Below are 19,063 nucleotides of genomic sequence, written 5' to 3' on the forward strand. Positions count from 1 at the left end.
TGTAGATTTTTTATATTAGGAGGATTGCTATGAGATTGGATAAATATCTTAAAGTTAGTCGGTTGATAAAAAGGAGAACCATCGCTAATGATGCCTGCAATTCCGGGAGAGTTTCGATTAATGGGAAAGAAGCAAAAGCTGGAACCCCTGTAAATGTGGGAGATATAATAGAAATAAGATTTGGAAGTAGTATTACAAAGGTGGAAGTTTTAGATGTGAGGGAGCACATAAGAAAAGAAGAAGCAGGTAATATGTATAAGCATCTATAGGTTTTTATCATCTTTTAATACAACCCCCAATATATATAAAGAGAAAGGATTATGAACTTTAACCTTTTATATACAAGGACACTACCTATAGTTAGGTTGATGAATATTATTAGGGATTATAAAAAAGATGGGGGTATGTAAGATGGATGATAAAATGAACAATACAAAAGGGCATAATATTATTATGCGGGATAGGCAAGGTTTATCTATTACGGGGGTAGTTGATGTATTGTCTTTTGATGAGGAAAACGTAGATATTGAAACAGAAATGGGTATGCTCGCGATAAAGGGCACTGATCTTCAAGTAAATAAGCTTAATTTAGAAAAAGGGGAGCTAGAAGTTGAAGGAGAAATAGAAAGCTTGGCTTATAGTGACGGGGAACTTTTTTCAAAGAAGGGAACCTCAATTCTTGGAAAACTCTTTAAATAGGAGTTGATATCTTTGATTGTATCTATTAGTGAGCAGGCACAGATATTTCTTGTTTCAATTCAAGCCGGAATGGTGATAGGGGTTTTTTATGATATGTTTCGGATAATAAGAAAGATAATTCCCCATCCCGATTGGTTAATTCATTTAGAGGATCTAATCTACTGGATAATCGTATCGAGTTTTATGTTTTTTGTACTTTTTAGTAAGAATTATGGAGAGATTAGAGGATTTGCCCTTCTAGGGGCGCTCCTTGGAAATGTATTTTATTTTTTCACCATTGGTATTTTGGTTATGAAGTTTTCAGATTGGATTATTAACTTAATTAAAAAAATTATCCATATCATAATAAAAATTATTTTTATCCCTATAAAATTTACACTTAAAATTTTATATTATCCATATAAGTGGATTTCTTTTCCCTTAAAAGTAATAAGGGTAAGAACTAAGATAGTAATGAATAAATCAAAGAATAGGATAAAAAGAAAGACAAAACAAACCCTAAGGGAACTATATATAATGTATAAAAAGATTTAAAATTATTTCTAATAAAAAGGGTATATGATTTGCATGTAGAATATTATAGATATAATCGATGTTTGTCTACAATTAAAGCGGGGGATTAAATTGATTAAAAGAAAAAAGAATAAAAAAGCTATTGGCTTTGGCTGGAATACCTTTTTTATAATTTTATTTTTTTCTATAATTGCATTAAAGACCTATGATTTGCAAAAAATAAATAGGGGATTGATAGAGCAAAAAAATGAATATCAGAAAAAAATATATGAACAAAATGAGGAAAAATCCCTGCTTCTAGAAGAAAAGGAATACAATCAGTCCGATAGATACATTGAGAAGGTTGCAAGGGAAAAGCTAGGTCTTGTAAAAGAAGATGAAATTGTATTTATGGAAATGAACGAAAATGAATTTTAGCCGTTGACAAACCTTTAAAGCTTATATATAATATGTTATTGTTAGTCCATATTTTGTCGCGGAGTGGAGCAGTATGGTAGCTCGTCGGGCTCATAACCCGAAGGTCGGTGGTTCAAATCCATCCTCCGCAACCAATTCGGCGGAGTAGCTCAGATGGCTAGAGCATACGGTTCATACCCGTAGTGTCGGCGGTTCAATTCCGTCCTCCGCTACCATTAGGGCGCATAGCTCAGCTGGGAGAGCACCTGCCTTACAAGCAGGGGGTCACAGGTTCGAGCCCTGTTGCGCCCACTATAAAGGATATATCACAGAGATTACTGTGGTATATCCTTTTTTTGTTTGGGACACCATATGTTTTAAACCACTATCCAAAGAAGGTAGATACCGCGCCTGTCATTCTTCATTTTATGACGATATAATACTAGGGACTAGCTATGCAGTCAGCTTTCCATGGCTACCCGATTTTTTTGTAAAAAAATTTTTAAGCTGAGTTCCATATAATGACAAACAATTTATCCTTTCTTTATTATAATAAAAAAGCAGAAATTAGGGAGGGGTAATATGGAACGGGTAGAATATGGCACTTTTAAAAGAGTAGATGTACCAAAGACAAGAAAAAGTTCAAAATTAAAAGAAATGTTTACAGATGTGTCCTATAAAGAATTATTAATAGATATTATAGGATTTATGATTTGTAGAGTAGTACTTTTTACAAATTTACTTCCTTTGGGCACTGCTTATTTTGCTGCAGGACTTTCTACAAAGGCAAATCGAATTTGGATGTTCCTATTTGCAATAGCAGGTGTTATAAGTGTAAGGCCGCAAGTTTCTTCATTAAAATACATAGGAATATTCGGACTAATATTAGCTATTTTAAATCTTGCAGAATCTAAAGGGTATAAACAATCCAAAATTGGTCAGGCAGTCATTGCGATGGGTTCTAGTTTTTTGGTAGGAATACTTGTAACGATACTTAATGGATTTACAGGATATCATTTAATCGTAGCCCTCTTAGAAAGCATCTTTGTTTTTACAACCACATACATATATAGTAGTGGCATATCTTCATTTAAAAACAACCTTAGAAGAACTATATTAAGTCCGGAAGAAGTAATTAGTATTATTTTACTTTTTGGCACTGCAATTGCAGGGGTTATAGATTTCTCTATCTACGGCATCTATTTTAGAGAGGTAATTAGTATTCTTATTATTTTAATACTTGGCTTTGTTGGGGGACCCACTATTGGGGCGGCTATTGGAATTATTATTGGTACTATTCTTACTCTAGTAGGGGCAAATCCTGCAGTGTTTATAGGCATATTTGGGATATCGGGAATGATTGCAGGGCTATTTAAAGATATTGGAAAAGGTGGAAGTAGCATTGGTTTTTTGTTAACCTATTTGCTAATAAATTTTTATTTTGGGGACAAGCCTGTTACTTATGGCCTTATAAAGCCTGTAATAGCGGCTGTTGTCCTTTTTATTACAATGCCTAATACAATTTTATTATATATAAGGGGATTTATATCTTTTGGCCCTAAAATCGGCCAAGAGATATATTATAAAAGGATTAGGGATATTACAGCACAACAGCTACAGGATTTTTCGCGGGCATTTCTAAAATTATCTAAGACTTTTACTAATCTTTCAAAGAAAAAGAGTGGTCTAAGCCAAAAAGACATATCACTACTATTTGATGATGTTGCATCGACAGTATGCAGTGATTGTGGACTTTGTTCCCATTGCTGGGAAATAGACTTTTATAATACATACCAAACTGCCTTTAGCATTTTATCTGCTGCAGAAAAAAAACCTAGAATAGAGTTAAGTGATATTCCAAAAGATTTTTTGGATAAATGTTTAAGAGTAGAACAATTCGTAGATACAACCAATAGAATGTTTGAATTATATAAACTAAATCTCTTATGGCATAATAGGATTGTAGAAAGTAGGGAATTAGTTTGTGAGCAGCTAAGGGGAGTATCGACAATTATCGAAAATTTGGCTACCGAAGTGTACGGACAAGTCTATTTTAAGGATGATTTAGAAAGGGCAATTAAAGTAGAATTAGATAGGGAAAAAATTATGTTTTCCGATATAATGGTAGTTTATAATAGGCAAAAAAAGTATGAGATTACAATAGAGCATTTTCCATGTAAGGGGAGAAGACTCTGTATAAAGGGGATTGCTCCTTTAGTGAGTAAGGTCTTAGGAAGGAAAATGAAAATAGTAAGCAATGGGTGTGCAGGAATAAGTGGTAAAGATCAGTGTAAGATTAAGTTGATTGAGGAAGAGAAATATAGAATAATAACAGGGGTTGCAAAGAGAAGCAAAGATAATACCTTTGTTTCAGGGGACAGTTATTCTTTTATGGAATTAAAGGATGGGCAGTTTTTATTAGCATTATCCGATGGTATGGGTTCGGGTAGCAGGGCCTCAGAAGAGAGTAGTGCTGCAATAGAATTATTGGAAGATTTTATGGAAAGTGGATTTGAAAAGGATATTGCAATCAAAATGATAAATTCCGTATTAGTCTTAAAATCTAATGAAGACTCTTTTTCTACCTTAGATATGACTATTATAGATTTATATAGCGGTATTACGGAATTTATTAAGATAGGCGCTGCATCTGCATTTTTAAAAAGGAAAGGAGATATAGAAATTATAGGCTCTTCCTCATTACCGGTAGGAATATTAAATAATGTAGATATAGACATTAGCAAAAGGAAATTAAAGAGTGGGGATATTATAATAATGGTGACTGATGGGGTTTTAGACTCCAATAGGGAAGTTATAGAAAAAGAACAGTGGTTAAAAGGAATATTAGAAAATATTGAAGGCAGTCAACCGCAATACATTGCAGACTATATCTTAAATATAGCGAAAGAAAATACAAATAATGAGATACAGGATGATATGACGGTATTAGTTGCTAGGATATGGGAAAAGTATTCATAAAGTATTTTTTTAACGTATATACAAAAGGTAAAAGGGAAAACTATCCATAGTAAGATCACAATGGAGGGTTTCCCATGAATAATTATTCTAATAACAGAATTGTATTTATTGAGAACAAAGGGGGGGCTGGTATGAAAAGGCCATCTTTATCTTAAATAAAGATGTCTCTACGAGGCAAAAACCAAAAGATATAGTACAGGAAGCAGAAAAGATTATTGGTGATTATATGAAAAGGTCTAGTCCACAAAAAAGTGGATTTTCAACAATGATTAAAACAAAAAGTATCACTAATAAATACAAAAGAAGATTTATCAATAGGATTTTAAATCTTTGTTTAATCGTCAGTATAGCATTATTTGTATACTGTGTAGTTCAAGTATTTATATAGTATATAACCAGGCGGTGTGAAGTTTATACATCGCCTTTTATTCTTTTCCTTGCATTTGCATTGTATTTTTTGTATCATTTATAAGAGAAACGCAAAGGAATATATTATCGTATCTACATAGGAAATTAATCTAGAAGAGTCAAAAATTTTGGTAATTTAAGTCAGACTATGAGAATTTTAATTAAGATTGGTGTTAAAATCTATGATAAGAAAAACCCTAAAAATCATAAAACAATATAATATGATAAAAAAAGATGATAAGATAATAGTTGGCGTGTCAGGGGGGGCAGATTCCATGTGCCTTCTTCACGTTTTAAAAGAGATTTCTATAACATATCCCTTTACCATTAATGCTATACATATTAACCATGGAATAAGAGGGAAAGAAGCAAAGAAAGACGAGAATTTTGTCCGAGATATGTGTAAAGAATGGAAAATAGCATTTAGGGCATATTATATAGATATAAAAAAAGAGGCTCTATTAAGAAAATGTAGCGAAGAAGAAGCAGGTAGATTAGTAAGATATGAGACATTTGAAAGGGTTAGAAAAGAAATCAATGGAAGTAAGATTGCAGTAGCCCACAACATGAATGACCAGGCAGAAACTGTACTAATGAAAATATTTAGGGGTACAGGTATGAAAGGCTTAGGGGGAATTCCTTATATAAGGGATAATATAATAAGACCTCTTCTAGATATTACTAGGGAGGAAATTGAGAATTATTGTATCCATCATAATATAAATTATAGGCAAGATTATACTAATGAACTAAATATATATACAAGAAATAGGATACGCAATGAACTAATTCCTTTTGTTGAAGATAAATTTAATCCTAATATTATAAAAGTCCTATATAATATGAGTAATATCCTTAGGGAAGAGGAAGATTTTTTAGAAGAACAGGCAGAAGATAGTTTTATGATATGTAAAAAAGATGAGGGTTTAAATGTTTTAAAATTAGACAATGTTTTACTTAAGTCCCTACACCCTGTGCTTCAAAAAAGAATCATAAGAATTGCCCTAAAAAATTTATCTGGTCATATAAGAAATATAGAATATGGTCATATTCAAGATATTATAGATTTATCTGAGAAGCCTACAGGGAAAAGGCTGAATCTTCCTAATCAGGTGATTGTAAAAAAGGAATATGAAGAATTAATATTTCAAATAGGGGAAGAAGACTTTTTACCATTTTCATATGAACTCCCGGTTCCTGGAGTTTTATTTATTAATGAATTAGGAATAAGTATAGAAACAAAAATATTAGATAACAAAAACTTTACCTTAACTAATAAGAATAACTATACTAAAATATTTGATTATGATAGAATAGGGAATACTTTGCATATAAGAACCAAAAATAAGGGGGATAGAATTTCCCTTGGGAATGGTAATAAAAAGTTAAAAGATTTTTTCATTGATGAAAAAATTCCAAGAGATATTAGAGAAAAAGCTCCCCTTTTAGCGGACGGAAATAAAGTTTTATGGGTTATAGGCTATAGATATAGTGATGCCTATAAGATTACCCCATCTACTACTAGGATTTTACAGGTAAGGGTAGCTAATATGGGTGAACATGAGGTATAGTGTATTTATTTGTAATGTGGGAGGATAATTGTATGAATCAGCTAGAAATATTGCTTTCAGAGGAGAAAATCAGAAGTCGTATTAAGGAATTAGGAAGCCAAATAACAAAGGACTATAAAGGAAAAGAAATATGTCTAATCTGTGTTTTAAAGGGTGGAGTCATGTTTATGGTAGACTTATCCAAAGAAATCAACCTTTTAGTAGAAATGGATTTTATGGCAATTTCAAGCTATGGCAATGAATCAACCAGTAGTGGCATCGTAAAGATTATAAAGGATTTAGATGAGCCTATAGAGGGAAAACATGTACTAATTGTAGAAGATATTATTGATTCGGGCCGTACCTTGAGTTATTTAGTAAAGATATTAAATGATAGAAACCCAGCAAGTCTCCGTATTTGTACCCTTTTAGACAAACCGGAAAAAAGGATAACGAATGTTAAAGTGGATTATGTAGGTTTTACTATTCCTGATAAGTTTGTGCTAGGATACGGTCTTGATTATATGCAAAAGTATAGAAATATTCCTTATATAGCGGTTATGAAAGATTTGGACTAACATTTATTGTCCTATAAGTTGCACTGATAAAACTAGTATGATATCATATTTAAATGGTATAATCCTATTTTTAGGTAGAGGAAGGAGGAACATGTTTGAACAAATATTTTAAGGGTCTTAGTTTATATATGTTAATTTTTATTATTATTATTCTAGCAGTAATTTTTAGTACTAACGGTATTCCAAGAAACCCTGAAAAACAGGTTACTTATGATCAACTTATAACCAAACTAAAAAGTGGTGATGTCCAAAAATTAGATATTTATCCTGAAGCTGATTCTAGAGGTGCAGAAATTAAGATAACTTTAAAAAACGGCGATTTAGCAGAAATTAATGTTCCAAGTGTGGAACATTTCATGGAAAGAATTAGGGAGTTTGAGGAAACAACGGAAATTGAACCCCATGAAATAGCCCGTTCTAATTGGTTCTTGAATCTTTTGCCATCTCTCGTAATCATGGTTTTAGTTGTTATTTTATTAATATTCATTATGCAGCAGATTCAAGGAAGTGGCGGAGGAAGCAGGGTTATGAGCTTTGGAAAAAGCCGTGCCAAAATGGTTGTTGATGATAAAAAGAAAGTTACTTTTAATAATGTGGCAGGGTTAGATGAAGAGAAAGAGGAATTAAAAGAAATTGTAGATTTTCTGAAGCAACCTAAAAAGTTCGTTGAACTGGGAGCTAGGATACCCAAGGGCGTTTTGTTAGTGGGTCCACCGGGGACGGGGAAAACCCTTCTTGCTAAAGCTGTAGCTGGAGAAGCAGGAGTTCCTTTCTTTAGCATATCCGGTTCTGATTTTGTGGAAATGTTTGTAGGAGTGGGGGCATCCCGAGTAAGAGATCTCTTTGAACAGGCTAAGAAAAATTCTCCATGTATTATATTTATTGATGAAATCGATGCTGTAGGGCGAAGACGTGGAGCCGGACTCGGAGGAGGCCATGACGAGAGAGAACAAACCCTTAACCAATTATTGGTTGAAATGGATGGGTTTGGTGTCAATGAGGGAGTTATAGTGGTTGCTGCCACTAATAGAGCTGATATATTAGACCCTGCTCTTTTACGTCCCGGTCGTTTTGATAGGAGAGTAGTAGTAGGCAGACCAGATGTAAGAGGGAGGGAAGAAATTCTTAAGGTTCATGCAAAAGGCAAACCCCTAGAAGAAGATGTTGATTTAAGGATAGTTGCACAAACGACTGCCGGATTTACAGGGGCTGACCTTGAAAGTCTTCTTAATGAAGCGGCGCTATTATCAGCTAGGGAAGATAAAAGGGCCATTAATATGGAAACCATACAAAAAGCATTTGTGAAGGTTGGAATAGGAACTGAGAAAAAAAGCCGTGTAGTATCTGAAAAAGAAAAGAAAATTACAGCATATCATGAGGCGGGTCATGCTGTAATCCATCAAGTTCTTCCTGAACTAGACCCCGTTCATAGTATTTCCATTATTCCTACAGGTATGGCAGGAGGATATACAATGCCTCTTCCAGGGGAAGATAGAATGTACATGACCAAAAGGCGCATGGAGCAAGAAATAGTGAGCTTGCTTGGAGGAAGGGCGGCTGAAAAAATTATATTAGATGATATAACGACAGGGGCATCTAATGATATCGAAAGAGCAACAGCCATAGCAAGAAATATGGTAACCAAATATGGTATGAGCACCCTAGGGCCACTTCAATTTGGAAATGATAATGATGAAGTATTCATAGGAAGAGATTTAGCACACACAAGAAATTATGGGGAAGAAGTTGCATCTGCCATAGATAAAGAAATTAGATTAATTATAGACGAATCTTATGAAGAGGCTCAAAATATTCTTAAAAATCATATGGAAATACTCCATAAAACAGCCAAATTACTAATAGAAAAAGAAAAAATAACCGGCAAAGAATTCAGTGAATTATTTGAAGACCAGGAAATTAGTGATGGTAGCTTAAATCTAGACACTACAGTATAAACTGTAGTGTTTTTTAACCTAGTCAGGGGCGGGACCTATCCCATAGCAGTTATTTGTTATAGGGGGCATACTGACCTATAAAGTAAGGAGGAAATATGAAATCAAAAATTATACAACTTCTAAAATCTGCCGATGACTACATCTCGGGGGAGGAAATGAGTAAAATCTTTGGGGTTTCAAGGACAGCAATTTGGAAAGTAATAACCCATCTAAAGGGTCAGGGTTATATCATAGAGTCTGTCACTAACAAAGGCTACTACCTGAAAAGTAGCCCTGATTTATTAACCGAAGAAGAAATCATCTATGATTTAAAGACAAGATATATAGGAAAAAAAGTATACCATTATGATAAAATTGATTCAACTAACAAAGAAGCAAAAAAGTTGGCATCCAAAGGTGAAAAGGAAGGGATTGTTGTAGTTGCGGAAGAACAGTTGCTAGGAAAGGGTCGACTAGGAAGAACCTGGTCATCCCCCACAGGGGTTGGGATATGGATGTCTATTATTCTCAGGCCTGAAATTTCTCCTATAGATGCTTCCAAAGTAACCTTAATAGCAGGGCTTGCAGTATGTAGGGGTATAGAAAGTGTTACAGGTCTAAAATCGCAGATTAAATGGCCTAATGATATAATTATAAATAACAAAAAAGTATGTGGTATATTAACAGAAATGAGTGCTGAAATAGAAAAAATAAACTACATTATTTTAGGAATAGGCATGAACGTAAATACATATTCATTTCCAGAAGATATAATGAACAAGGCCACATCTTTAAAGATTGAGGGAAAAAAGAATTACGACAGGAAAGACATTTTACAGCAAATTTTAGTAGAGTTCGAGAAAAATTACGATGATTTTATCAAAAACAATAATATGGATAAAGTCTTAAGGGAGTATAAAAGGAACTGTTTAACCCTTGGAAAAGACGTTAAGATAATTGAAAGAGCCGGTGAATTCACAGGAAAAGCATTAGATGTATCAAAAGAAGGAGAACTTATAGTGCAAAAGGAAAATGGAGAAATGGTAACAGTGCTTTCAGGAGAAGTATCGGTTAGGGGTATGTACGGATACATTTAGGAGGGAATTATGGAAAAAGAAGTTATGGCATCAGCTTCATATTATGCACAAAAATATTACAGCAATCCAGAATTTGACGAAATACCCATTGCTATTAAGGATGATATCAAGTTTATTTGTATATCCTTGGCAGAAAAACTACAAGGAATTTTTTCCATGGGTTTTTATAAAAATGGAGATATTTATTTTGAAATAAAATCAGATGAAAAAGACTATGATTTTGATGAGATAGGGGCGTCCCTGGAAATCAAAAAACTAGAGAAGGAAAATAAGGAACTTATAAGAATGCTAAAGATATGGTACAGAATATATAAAACAAAAGAAGGAGAAGCTATAAAAGAAACAATATTAAAAAGAGATAAATAGATAATAAAAAAGGCATTGCCTATTAAAATTGTATTGAATTATTTTTGTTTTTAGATATAATACTTACATAGCTGAAATTCTATTTAAAAGGATTGATTTTGATAAGAACTTAAATCAACCTCGGTTTCAATTCTGTGAACCAAGAATTCAGACTATATAAAACTAAAAAGAATATGCGTCTTGTATCCTTTTGGAACGAGAACGGAGGTGAAGAAATGAGTCAAACAGCAGTGGTAAAACAGGGCTCTACCAAAAGATTGGTTACTGCAGGTATGCTTGTGGCGATTTCTATTCTTCTTGATGCAACACCCTTTGGTACCATTAGACTTCCTTTAATCAGTGCCACTATTGCCCACATTCCAACAATTATCGGGGGAATTTTGTGCGGACCCTTAGTAGGAGCTATTATAGGATTATCCTTTGGGCTTGCTAGTTTAATCAGGAATTTAACTCAGCCTACAAGTATATTATCATTTGCCCTTATGAACCCCCTAATATCTGTGCTACCAAGAGTATTAGTAGGGATATTATCTTATTACACCTATCACGGAGTAAGAAAGTTTGCAAATGATTACCTATCAATCATAATAGGAGCGGTAATCGGGAGTTTTACAAATACTGTGGCGGTCTTGGGTATGATTTATATAGTCTATGCCAAGGATGTTGTAGAAAAGTTTTCAGAAGTAGGAAAGATAGGCAGTGCCCAAACTATTCTATTGGGAATTGCAAGTGCCAATGGACTTCCGGAAGCTATAGTGGCTGCAATTTTATCCGTTATCATTGTAAAAACACTGAAAAAAATATATAATATTTAAAGATTACTAAGCAGACACTGTAGTGTCTGCTTTTCCATATTAAAGAAAGAGGGAGAGTTATGATATTAGCTATTGATGTCGGTAATACAAATATTGTATTAGGAGCTTATGAAAAGGAAAAACTAATTGCTTATTGGAGAATGACAACCCATGCCTATAAATCTGCCGATGAATTAGGGATGTTTATATACGATTTATTACAGCATAATGATGTAGATACAAGAAAGGTAGAGCAGGTGGTAATTGCATCGGTAGTCCCAGATATTATGTATTCCCTAGAACACGGAATAAGAAAGTACCTCAAAGTTAATCCCTTAATAGTAGGACCAGGGATTAAAACTGGTTTGAATATTAGAATAGATAACCCCAAGGAACTAGGAGCTGATAGGATTGCAAATGCAGTGGCAACTCTTTCACTTTATGGTGGGCCTGCTATTGTCATTGATTTTGGAACGGCAACTACTTTTGATATAATTTGTGAAAGCGGGAGCTATGTAGGTGGTGTCATTTCCCCAGGTCTTAGTATTTCTGCCGATGCCCTATGGCAAAGGGCAGCAAAACTACCTAAGGTTGAGATTCAAAAACCAGAAAAAATTATAGGTAAAAATACTGTAGATAGCATGCAAGCAGGTCTTGTATATGGATATATAGGACAAATCGATTATATTATAAAACGCATTAAGAAAGAAATGAAGGCACCAAAGGTTAAAGTTATTGCCACTGGAGGATTAGCTAAGGTTATAGCCCCAGAATCTAAGACTATAGAAGAGGTTAATGGATTATTGACCCTACAAGGACTTAAAATTATCTGTGAAAAAAATAAGTAGGAGGATTTCATGAAAATTAAAAATATAATTATTCAAAATCCGGTTTTTTTAGCACCTATGGCAGGAGTTACAGATTTACCCTTTAGACTCCTTTGTAAAGAGATGGGTTGTGGATTGGTATATACGGAGATGATTAGTGCTAAGGGACTCTTATATAATAATGAAAACACAAAACTTCTTCTTGCAGTAGACAAGAAAGAACATCCTGTGGCGGTCCAACTTTTTGGTTCAGATCCAAATATCTTAGCAGAAATGGCAAAAAAAGTAGAAGAAAGCGATGTAGATATCATAGATATAAATATGGGATGTCCTGCTCCAAAAATCACAAAAAATGACGAAGGCTCCGCCCTTATGAAGAATCCAAAGGAAATTGGAAAAATAGTTAAGGCAGTCTCCATGGCAGTTAAAAAACCAGTGACAATTAAAATAAGAAAAGGTTTTGATGAAAATACCATTACAGCTATAGAAGTTGCTAAGATAGCTGAGGAAAATGGTGCATCAGCCATAGCAGTCCATGGAAGAACTAGGGAACAGTATTACAGTGGAAAGGCTGATTGGGATATCATAAGACAGGTGAAAAATACAGTAACTATTCCTGTTATAGGCAATGGGGATGTATTTGAACCAAAGGATGCAAAAAGATTAATGGATGAGACCCAATGCGATGCTGTAATGATTGGAAGAGGGGCACAAGGGAATCCATGGATTTTTAAAAGGATAAGTCATTATTTTAAGACGGGGGAAATTTTAAAAGAGCCTACACCTGAAGAAAAAATAAGTATGGCCCTTCGTCATGGCAAGATGCTGATTGACTTTAAGGGGGAATTTATAGGTATAAGGGAAATGAGGAAGCATGTATCTTGGTATACGAAAGGATTAATAAAGGCAGGAGTTTTAAGAAACAAGATTAATGAGGTGGAAAGTTATATGGAATTAGAAAAACTATTAAAGGAATACATTATATCATCCTAAGAACCTTATAAGACTTTACTATTGAATTAAGGTTATCTATAGCAGTGACGAAAGAGATATCCACATAATTTCTCTTGTCCTTTCATACAATCATATAAAAGGACAAAGGGGGGATAGTTTGAAGAAGTTTGCTTCTTTAAAATGGGCAAGCAGCCCAGAGGATATAGTATTCCAGCATAAATGGATAAAGGATTTACCTTCATTTTTGAAAGATAGATATATTCTCAAAAAATGCCCGATTCAAATAAAGGAAGTATCCATATTAAAAGCTCATGGATATGAAGTGGTACTTCCCGTAACAAGAGAAGAAGTAAAGGGAAAGTCCCCGGAATACATACAAAATCTTATGGATAAGACTATAGAACTTTTAAAGGAGAATAAGGTTATAGTTATTAATCCCCCAAGGGAATATGGAGATAAGCTTTCCTATTTTATCAAAAAAGCCAATGGAAATAGTATATTGCCTATTTTTATTTTACCGGCAATTATAAAGGCTGCAAGCAGACTAAATAAAGATTTAAAATATGTAGATGTTACAATAATTGATGGGCAAAATGCCAAAACTGACTTAGTTCTAGATATCTTATATCCTCAACTTAATTATCTAAACATTGTAACCAGTAATCTCCATAGATTTAAAGATAAATCTATAGAAATTTATGAGGATGTAGGGTTAAATTTACAGATTTCATCACATAATAAAAAAATGGTTCTAGGGGACTCCGATATAATAATAGATTGCACAGATGAACCCCATATACATTTTTATCACTGTAAAAGAAATGCTGTATACTTTTATATAGGCAATGACAATGATACAGTAAAAAATATACTCTTAAAGAGAGAAGATTTAATAGTTATAGATGATTTTATATTATCTGTACAGAACAAAAAATTTACTACCAGCTTTTGTAAAATGATTTGGTATGTTTCAAAGCCTTGGCTTAATAAAATACTATCGAATAAATATGATTTAGAGTCCTTAAATAAGATTGCAAAGGATATAAAACGAGATGGCTGGAAAGTGGAACATTTTTGTCAATATGGTAATATTATTAAAATCTAAACTACAATCATATTGACAAGATATTATAGGTAGGCTATAATCCTATGAATATGGAACTTTAGATGTCTTTATATCAATTTATTAAATTAATCGTAACAGAAAGGGAGTTGCATTATGGCAGAAAAGAAAGTAATTTTAACCTATGAAGGATTGCAAAAATTAGAAAATGAACTTCAAGAGTTTAAAACAGTCCGAAGAAAAGATGTGGCAGAGAAAATAAAAGAAGCAAGAGGTCAAGGGGATCTTTCTGAGAATGCGGAATATGATGCGGCTAAAGAAGAACAAGCAGAAATAGAAACGAGAATAATGGAGCTTGAAAAGATTCTTCGCAACGCCCATGTGATAGATGAAGATGAGATAAATGTGGATGCAATAAATCTTGGCTGCAGGGTTAAAATATTTGATATAGAGTTCGGTGAGGAGTTAGATTATGCCATTGTAGGTTCAACAGAGGCTGATCCTTCCGAGGGTAAAATATCCAATGAATCCCCAGTAGGAGCTGCATTAATAGGACATAAAGTAGGAGATATAGTTGATGTTGAAGTTCCTGAAGGAAAACTTCAATTTGAAATATTGAACATATACAGGTAAAACCAATCAAACCAAGGAGGAATAAGGATGTCTGAGGAAAATCAATTCCACTTAGAATCAGAGGAACAAGATATTAATGAATTATTAAAAATTAGAAGAGAAAAGCTTAAAGAACTTCAGGAAAATAATAAGGACCCATTTAGGATAGTAAAATACGAGGTTGTAAATCATAGTAGTGAAATTCATAATGGATTTGATGAAATGGAAGGACAAACCGTTTCGGTTGCAGGCCGTATGATGTCTAAGAGAATCATGGGAAAGGCCTCCTTTTGTGATGTGCAGGATAGGGAGGGAAGGATTCAAGTATATGTTAGAAAAGATGGCATAGGAGAAGAAGACTATGCAGATTTTAAACATTTTGATTTAGGGGACATTATAGGTGTTAAGGGTGAAGTATTTAAGACCAGAAAAGGTGAGATTTCTATTAAGGCGGAGGAAGTAGTACTTCTTTCAAAAAGCCTTCAAATTTTACCGGAAAAGTGGCATGGTTTAAAAGATACGGATCTTCGTTATCGTCAAAGATATCTTGATTTAATCGTTAATCCGGAAGTTAAAGATACCTTTGTAAAAAGAAGTGCAATAATAAAAGAAATAAGAAAGTTCTTAGATGATAAGGGATATATAGAAGTGGAAACCCCAGTACTCCATACCATTCCTGGGGGTGCTGCTGCTAGACCTTTTGTTACACATCATAATACCCTAGACATGGATATGTATATGAGAATTGCCCTTGAACTCCATCTAAAAAGACTTATTGTTGGTGGGATGGAAAGGGTTTACGAAATAGGTAGGGTATTTAGAAATGAAGGGATGTCTATTAGACACAATCCTGAATTTACCCTTATGGAACTTTATGAGGCATATACAGATTATCACGGTATGATGGATTTAACCGAAAACTTAATTAGAACAGTGGCAAAGAATGTTTTGGGTACGACCAAGGTTACTTATGGAGAATGGGAAATAGAATTAGAAAAACCCTTTAAAAGACTCACTATGTTAGATGCTGTAAAAAAATATGCTAATGTAGATTTTAATGAAATAACTACTTTAGAAGAGGCAAGAAACATTGCAAAGAAACATAATATCGAATTTGAAGAACGCCATAAAAAGGGAGATATACTTAACTTTTTCTTTGAAGAGTATGCTGAGAAAAATTTAATTCAACCTACATTCATTATGGATCATCCTGTAGAAATTTCGCCATTGGCTAAGAGAAAACCTGAAAACCCTAACTATACAGAACGTTTTGAATTATTTATAACAGCTAGGGAATTCGCCAATTCATTTTCTGAGCTTAATGATCCGATTGATCAAAGAAGCAGGTTTGAGTATCAAGAAGAATTAAGGGCGGCAGGGGATGAAGAAGCCAATATGATAGATGAGGATTTTATAACTGCTCTAGAATATGGAATGCCTCCAACGGGAGGACTTGGAATAGGTATAGATAGGCTTATAATGCTTCTTACTAATTCTTATTCTATAAGAGATGTACTTCTATTCCCGACGATGAAACCAAGAGACTAATAAAAAAACCTAGGCATTTTGTAATTGCTTAGGTTTTTTATTGATATTCTTTACCAAGCTAATTTGTAGTTACATATAAAAGAATTTATAAACATATAATAAAATATAAGTGGATTTTGTTGAAGGAATATACTTTGTATGATATAATGTAAAAATTAAAGGTAAAATCTATAACATGGGTTGGAGGAAAAGGCATGAATTCAGGCAGGAAAATAGCAGTAATCACATTGGTAGTTATTATAGGAGTAGGGTCATTATTCCTTTGGAAATACGGTTATTCTAGTTTTTTTGGGAAAAGGGTAGCAGAAGATAAAAATATCTCTAAGCAAGAACAAGCAATCAAAAAAAGTGCAGTATTTTCCTTTGAAAGCTATATGGAGCAACCGCAGATTAATTATGCAACTTTTCTAGAACCCAAAAAACTAAGGGCAATTTATGTAACAGGTTGGAAAGCAGGCGTACCTAAGTATATAGATGAGTTGATTGAAGTAGCAAATGCTACAGAAATAAATGCTATGGTTATAGATGTTAAAAGTGATGATGGATGGATTACCTTTGACGCAGATGTACCTGTTGCAAAGGGGATAGGGGCTACTAGTAAAGTAGGAATTAGGGATATTCATGGACTGATGGATAAGTTAAGGGAAAATAATATATATCCCATAGCCCGGATTGTTGCATTTAAAGATCCATATCTAGCAGAGAAAAGACCGGATTTTGCAATCAAAAATCAAGATGGGAGTATCTTTCGCGCTAAAGGCATTGCATGGGTAAACCCTTATAATAAGGATGTATGGGAATATGTTTTAGATATTTCAAAGGAAGCGGCAAAAGTTGGATTTAAGGAAATACAATTTGACTATATAAGATTTGATACTTCATCAGGCATGAAATCTGTAGATCTAGGACCTCTAGCAGAGGAAAAGACTAAAACAGAGATTATTACAGAGTTTACACAATATGCAATGGAAGAATTAAAGCCCTATGGGGTATTTGTCTCTGCCGATGTCTTTGGAACTATTATCACTAGTAAGATAGATGCGGATATAGTAGGACAGGATTATGTAGAAATGGCTAGGCATCTAGATTATATCTGTCCGATGGTATATCCTTCCCATTATGCGGATGGTTCCCTGGGGATAAAATATCCAGATTTGCAGCCTTATGATATGATTTTAGCTGCTATGAATGCATCAAATGAAAAACTTGCAGTTATACCCGAGGGGGAACATAAGGCCATTGTTCGACCTTGGCTTCAGGATTTTACGGCATCTTGGATTAAGCATTATCAACCCTACGGGCCTAAGCAGCTTAGGGAACAAATACAAGGTACTTATGATGCGGGACTTGATGAATGGATTTTGTGGAGTCCGTCCAATCGTTATTCCATAGGAGGATTATTGCCTGAATAATATTAAAAACCCGAAGCCATTCGGGTTTTTAATATATAAGATATATACAAAAAAATAAAAAATAAAACAATTTTATTGATTATTATGTTATAATAAATAAATGTAAAATACAAACTATTGTAAAGGAGTTTTTTATTAGGGGATGAATATAATACTTATTAGGTTTTAGAAGGAGTGGTAGATACTTGATTGAGGAAGAAAAGATTAAATTAATGTCAAAACTAGCAGTTTACGAAAAAAGCTATGGGACATCGGATGAAAAAATTAATAAATATTATAAATCAGATTATGTATACATACAAAATTGGTGGTCTAGGATTTCAGCAGTGGTAGGGGGTATCCTGCTCATAGGATTGATGCTGTTTCATAAAATTGTTGCACAGGAAATCAATGTTTTTGATATAGACTATAGGGTATATGGAACATGGATAGGCATTTTTATGGTTATTCTTATAGTTTTTTACTCCCTTTTATCTACATATGTTTACGGAAAAAGATATGAAAATGCACAAGGAAGGATAAACAATTATTTACAAATGTTAAGACAGCTGGACGAATACAAGCCATCAAACCAGCAGGAGGAGGTAAAAGAAGAAGCCTATGAACCAAATTTATCAAATTCGAGAGACGATAATCGGCTTTTATAAAACCTATGAAAAGGTTATATTTTCAATACTTAGGTTTATACTTTCATTTATAATTTTTCAGTTTATAAGTAGGATGGGTTATGCCGTAGTTCTAACGAAAATGCCCGTAGGTATTTTGTTTGGTATCATTGGAACTATTATTTCAGTCCAATGGTTTTTTCTGCTTATTGTAGTTGTTATCTGTACCCATCTAGCCTTTGTATCTATTGAAGCTGCAGTTTTGGTATTTGTACTATCTACCATTATTTATCTTTTATATATCAGGTTATTTCCAAAGCAAAGTTTGCTTATTATAGCCTTGATATTAGGATTTTATTTCAGGATTCCTTATGTAGTACCGTTATTTGCGGGATTATTTGTAGGTGTTTCAGGTATTGTTCCTATTATTTTTGGGACTTTAATATGGCATTTTATTCCTCACATTCAAAGTCTTATTGAGATGAAATCATCAGAGCTAATGGAAATGCCCAATACCCTAGCTAACATGTATATTTCAACTATTCAGTGGCTTGCAAAGGATCAGACAACAATAATTACCATCATTATTTTTTGTGTCACCGTTATAACAGTCCATTTAATTGCAAAACTTTCTATAGATTACTCTTGGTATATAGCTATAGGAATTGGAGCAGTAGTCAATCTTATAGGTTTTTTAATAGGACTTTTAATAGTTGATATAGATATTA

The 19,063-nt window shown here is 33.6% G+C and carries 19 protein-coding genes and 3 tRNA genes; all 22 read left to right on the forward strand.

The window, feature by feature from the left end; genetic code table 11:
- Positions 1-29 precede the first annotated feature (29 nt).
- Complete coding sequence (locus tag GX308_08850; protein ID NLK22161.1) at positions 30-269, forward strand: RNA-binding S4 domain-containing protein; 240 nt, start codon at positions 30-32, stop codon at positions 267-269.
- Between the two features lie 142 nt (positions 270-411).
- Positions 412-699, forward strand: coding sequence for a sporulation protein YabP (gene yabP / locus GX308_08855; GenBank protein NLK22162.1), 288 nt, complete (start codon positions 412-414; stop codon positions 697-699).
- Between the two features lie 12 nt (positions 700-711).
- Positions 712-1,233, forward strand: a complete 522-nt coding sequence (gene yabQ, locus GX308_08860; GenBank protein NLK22163.1) for a spore cortex biosynthesis protein YabQ — start codon at positions 712-714, stop codon at positions 1,231-1,233.
- Between the two features lie 90 nt (positions 1,234-1,323).
- A complete protein-coding gene (locus tag GX308_08865; GenBank protein NLK22164.1) occupies positions 1,324-1,629 on the forward strand; it encodes a hypothetical protein in 306 nt (101 codons plus the stop codon).
- Between the two features lie 57 nt (positions 1,630-1,686).
- Positions 1,687-1,763, forward strand: a tRNA-Met gene (locus GX308_08870).
- A 4-nt stretch (positions 1,764-1,767) separates the two neighbouring features.
- Positions 1,768-1,844 (forward strand) — tRNA-Met (locus GX308_08875).
- A 3-nt stretch (positions 1,845-1,847) separates the two neighbouring features.
- Positions 1,848-1,920: transfer RNA gene (locus tag GX308_08880), tRNA-Val, on the forward strand.
- Between the two features lie 270 nt (positions 1,921-2,190).
- Positions 2,191-4,587 (forward strand): stage II sporulation protein E, encoded by a 2,397-nt coding sequence (spoIIE, locus tag GX308_08885; GenBank protein NLK22165.1) that lies wholly within the window; start codon positions 2,191-2,193, stop codon positions 4,585-4,587.
- 590 nt (positions 4,588-5,177) lie between these two features.
- A complete protein-coding gene (gene tilS / locus GX308_08890; protein NLK22166.1) occupies positions 5,178-6,566 on the forward strand; it encodes a tRNA lysidine(34) synthetase TilS in 1,389 nt (462 codons plus the stop codon).
- A gap of 32 nt (positions 6,567-6,598) precedes the next feature.
- Positions 6,599-7,123, forward strand: a complete 525-nt coding sequence (hpt, locus tag GX308_08895; protein NLK22167.1) for a hypoxanthine phosphoribosyltransferase — start codon at positions 6,599-6,601, stop codon at positions 7,121-7,123.
- Positions 7,124-7,251: 128 nt separating this feature from the next.
- Complete coding sequence (gene hflB / locus GX308_08900) at positions 7,252-9,078, forward strand: ATP-dependent zinc metalloprotease FtsH (protein ID NLK22168.1); 1,827 nt, start codon at positions 7,252-7,254, stop codon at positions 9,076-9,078.
- A gap of 95 nt (positions 9,079-9,173) precedes the next feature.
- Positions 9,174-10,154 (forward strand): biotin--[acetyl-CoA-carboxylase] ligase, encoded by a 981-nt coding sequence (locus GX308_08905; protein ID NLK22169.1) that lies wholly within the window; start codon positions 9,174-9,176, stop codon positions 10,152-10,154.
- 9 nt (positions 10,155-10,163) lie between these two features.
- Positions 10,164-10,520, forward strand: a complete 357-nt coding sequence (locus tag GX308_08910) for a hypothetical protein (GenBank protein NLK22170.1) — start codon at positions 10,164-10,166, stop codon at positions 10,518-10,520.
- A gap of 215 nt (positions 10,521-10,735) precedes the next feature.
- Positions 10,736-11,335: an ECF transporter S component gene (locus tag GX308_08915; GenBank protein ID NLK22171.1), complete on the forward strand. Its 600-nt coding sequence runs from the start codon at positions 10,736-10,738 to the stop codon at positions 11,333-11,335.
- Positions 11,336-11,394: 59 nt separating this feature from the next.
- Positions 11,395-12,162 carry a type III pantothenate kinase gene (locus GX308_08920; GenBank protein ID NLK22172.1) on the forward strand — a complete coding sequence of 256 codons (768 nt, stop codon included), beginning with the start codon at positions 11,395-11,397 and terminating at the stop codon, positions 12,160-12,162.
- A gap of 9 nt (positions 12,163-12,171) precedes the next feature.
- Positions 12,172-13,134 carry a tRNA dihydrouridine synthase DusB gene (gene dusB / locus GX308_08925; protein NLK22173.1) on the forward strand — a complete coding sequence of 321 codons (963 nt, stop codon included), beginning with the start codon at positions 12,172-12,174 and terminating at the stop codon, positions 13,132-13,134.
- 118 nt (positions 13,135-13,252) lie between these two features.
- A complete protein-coding gene (locus tag GX308_08930) occupies positions 13,253-14,200 on the forward strand; it encodes a hypothetical protein (GenBank protein ID NLK22174.1) in 948 nt (315 codons plus the stop codon).
- A gap of 114 nt (positions 14,201-14,314) precedes the next feature.
- Positions 14,315-14,791, forward strand: coding sequence for a transcription elongation factor GreA (gene greA, locus GX308_08935; protein NLK22175.1), 477 nt, complete (start codon positions 14,315-14,317; stop codon positions 14,789-14,791).
- A gap of 27 nt (positions 14,792-14,818) precedes the next feature.
- Positions 14,819-16,318, forward strand: a complete 1,500-nt coding sequence (lysS, locus tag GX308_08940; GenBank protein NLK22176.1) for a lysine--tRNA ligase — start codon at positions 14,819-14,821, stop codon at positions 16,316-16,318.
- Positions 16,319-16,512: 194 nt separating this feature from the next.
- Positions 16,513-17,730 carry a putative glycoside hydrolase gene (locus GX308_08945; protein ID NLK22177.1) on the forward strand — a complete coding sequence of 406 codons (1,218 nt, stop codon included), beginning with the start codon at positions 16,513-16,515 and terminating at the stop codon, positions 17,728-17,730.
- A 185-nt stretch (positions 17,731-17,915) separates the two neighbouring features.
- A complete protein-coding gene (locus GX308_08950) occupies positions 17,916-18,377 on the forward strand; it encodes a hypothetical protein (GenBank protein NLK22178.1) in 462 nt (153 codons plus the stop codon).
- Positions 18,331-19,063, forward strand: a 733-nt coding sequence (locus tag GX308_08955; protein NLK22179.1) for a hypothetical protein, incomplete at its 3' end; no start/stop codon positions are given. The genes GX308_08950 and GX308_08955, both read left to right, overlap by 47 nt.

It is taken from the genome of Candidatus Epulonipiscium sp. (assembly GCA_012519205.1).
In the GTDB taxonomy this organism is placed as follows: Bacteria; Bacillota; Clostridia; order Lachnospirales; family Defluviitaleaceae; genus JAAYQR01.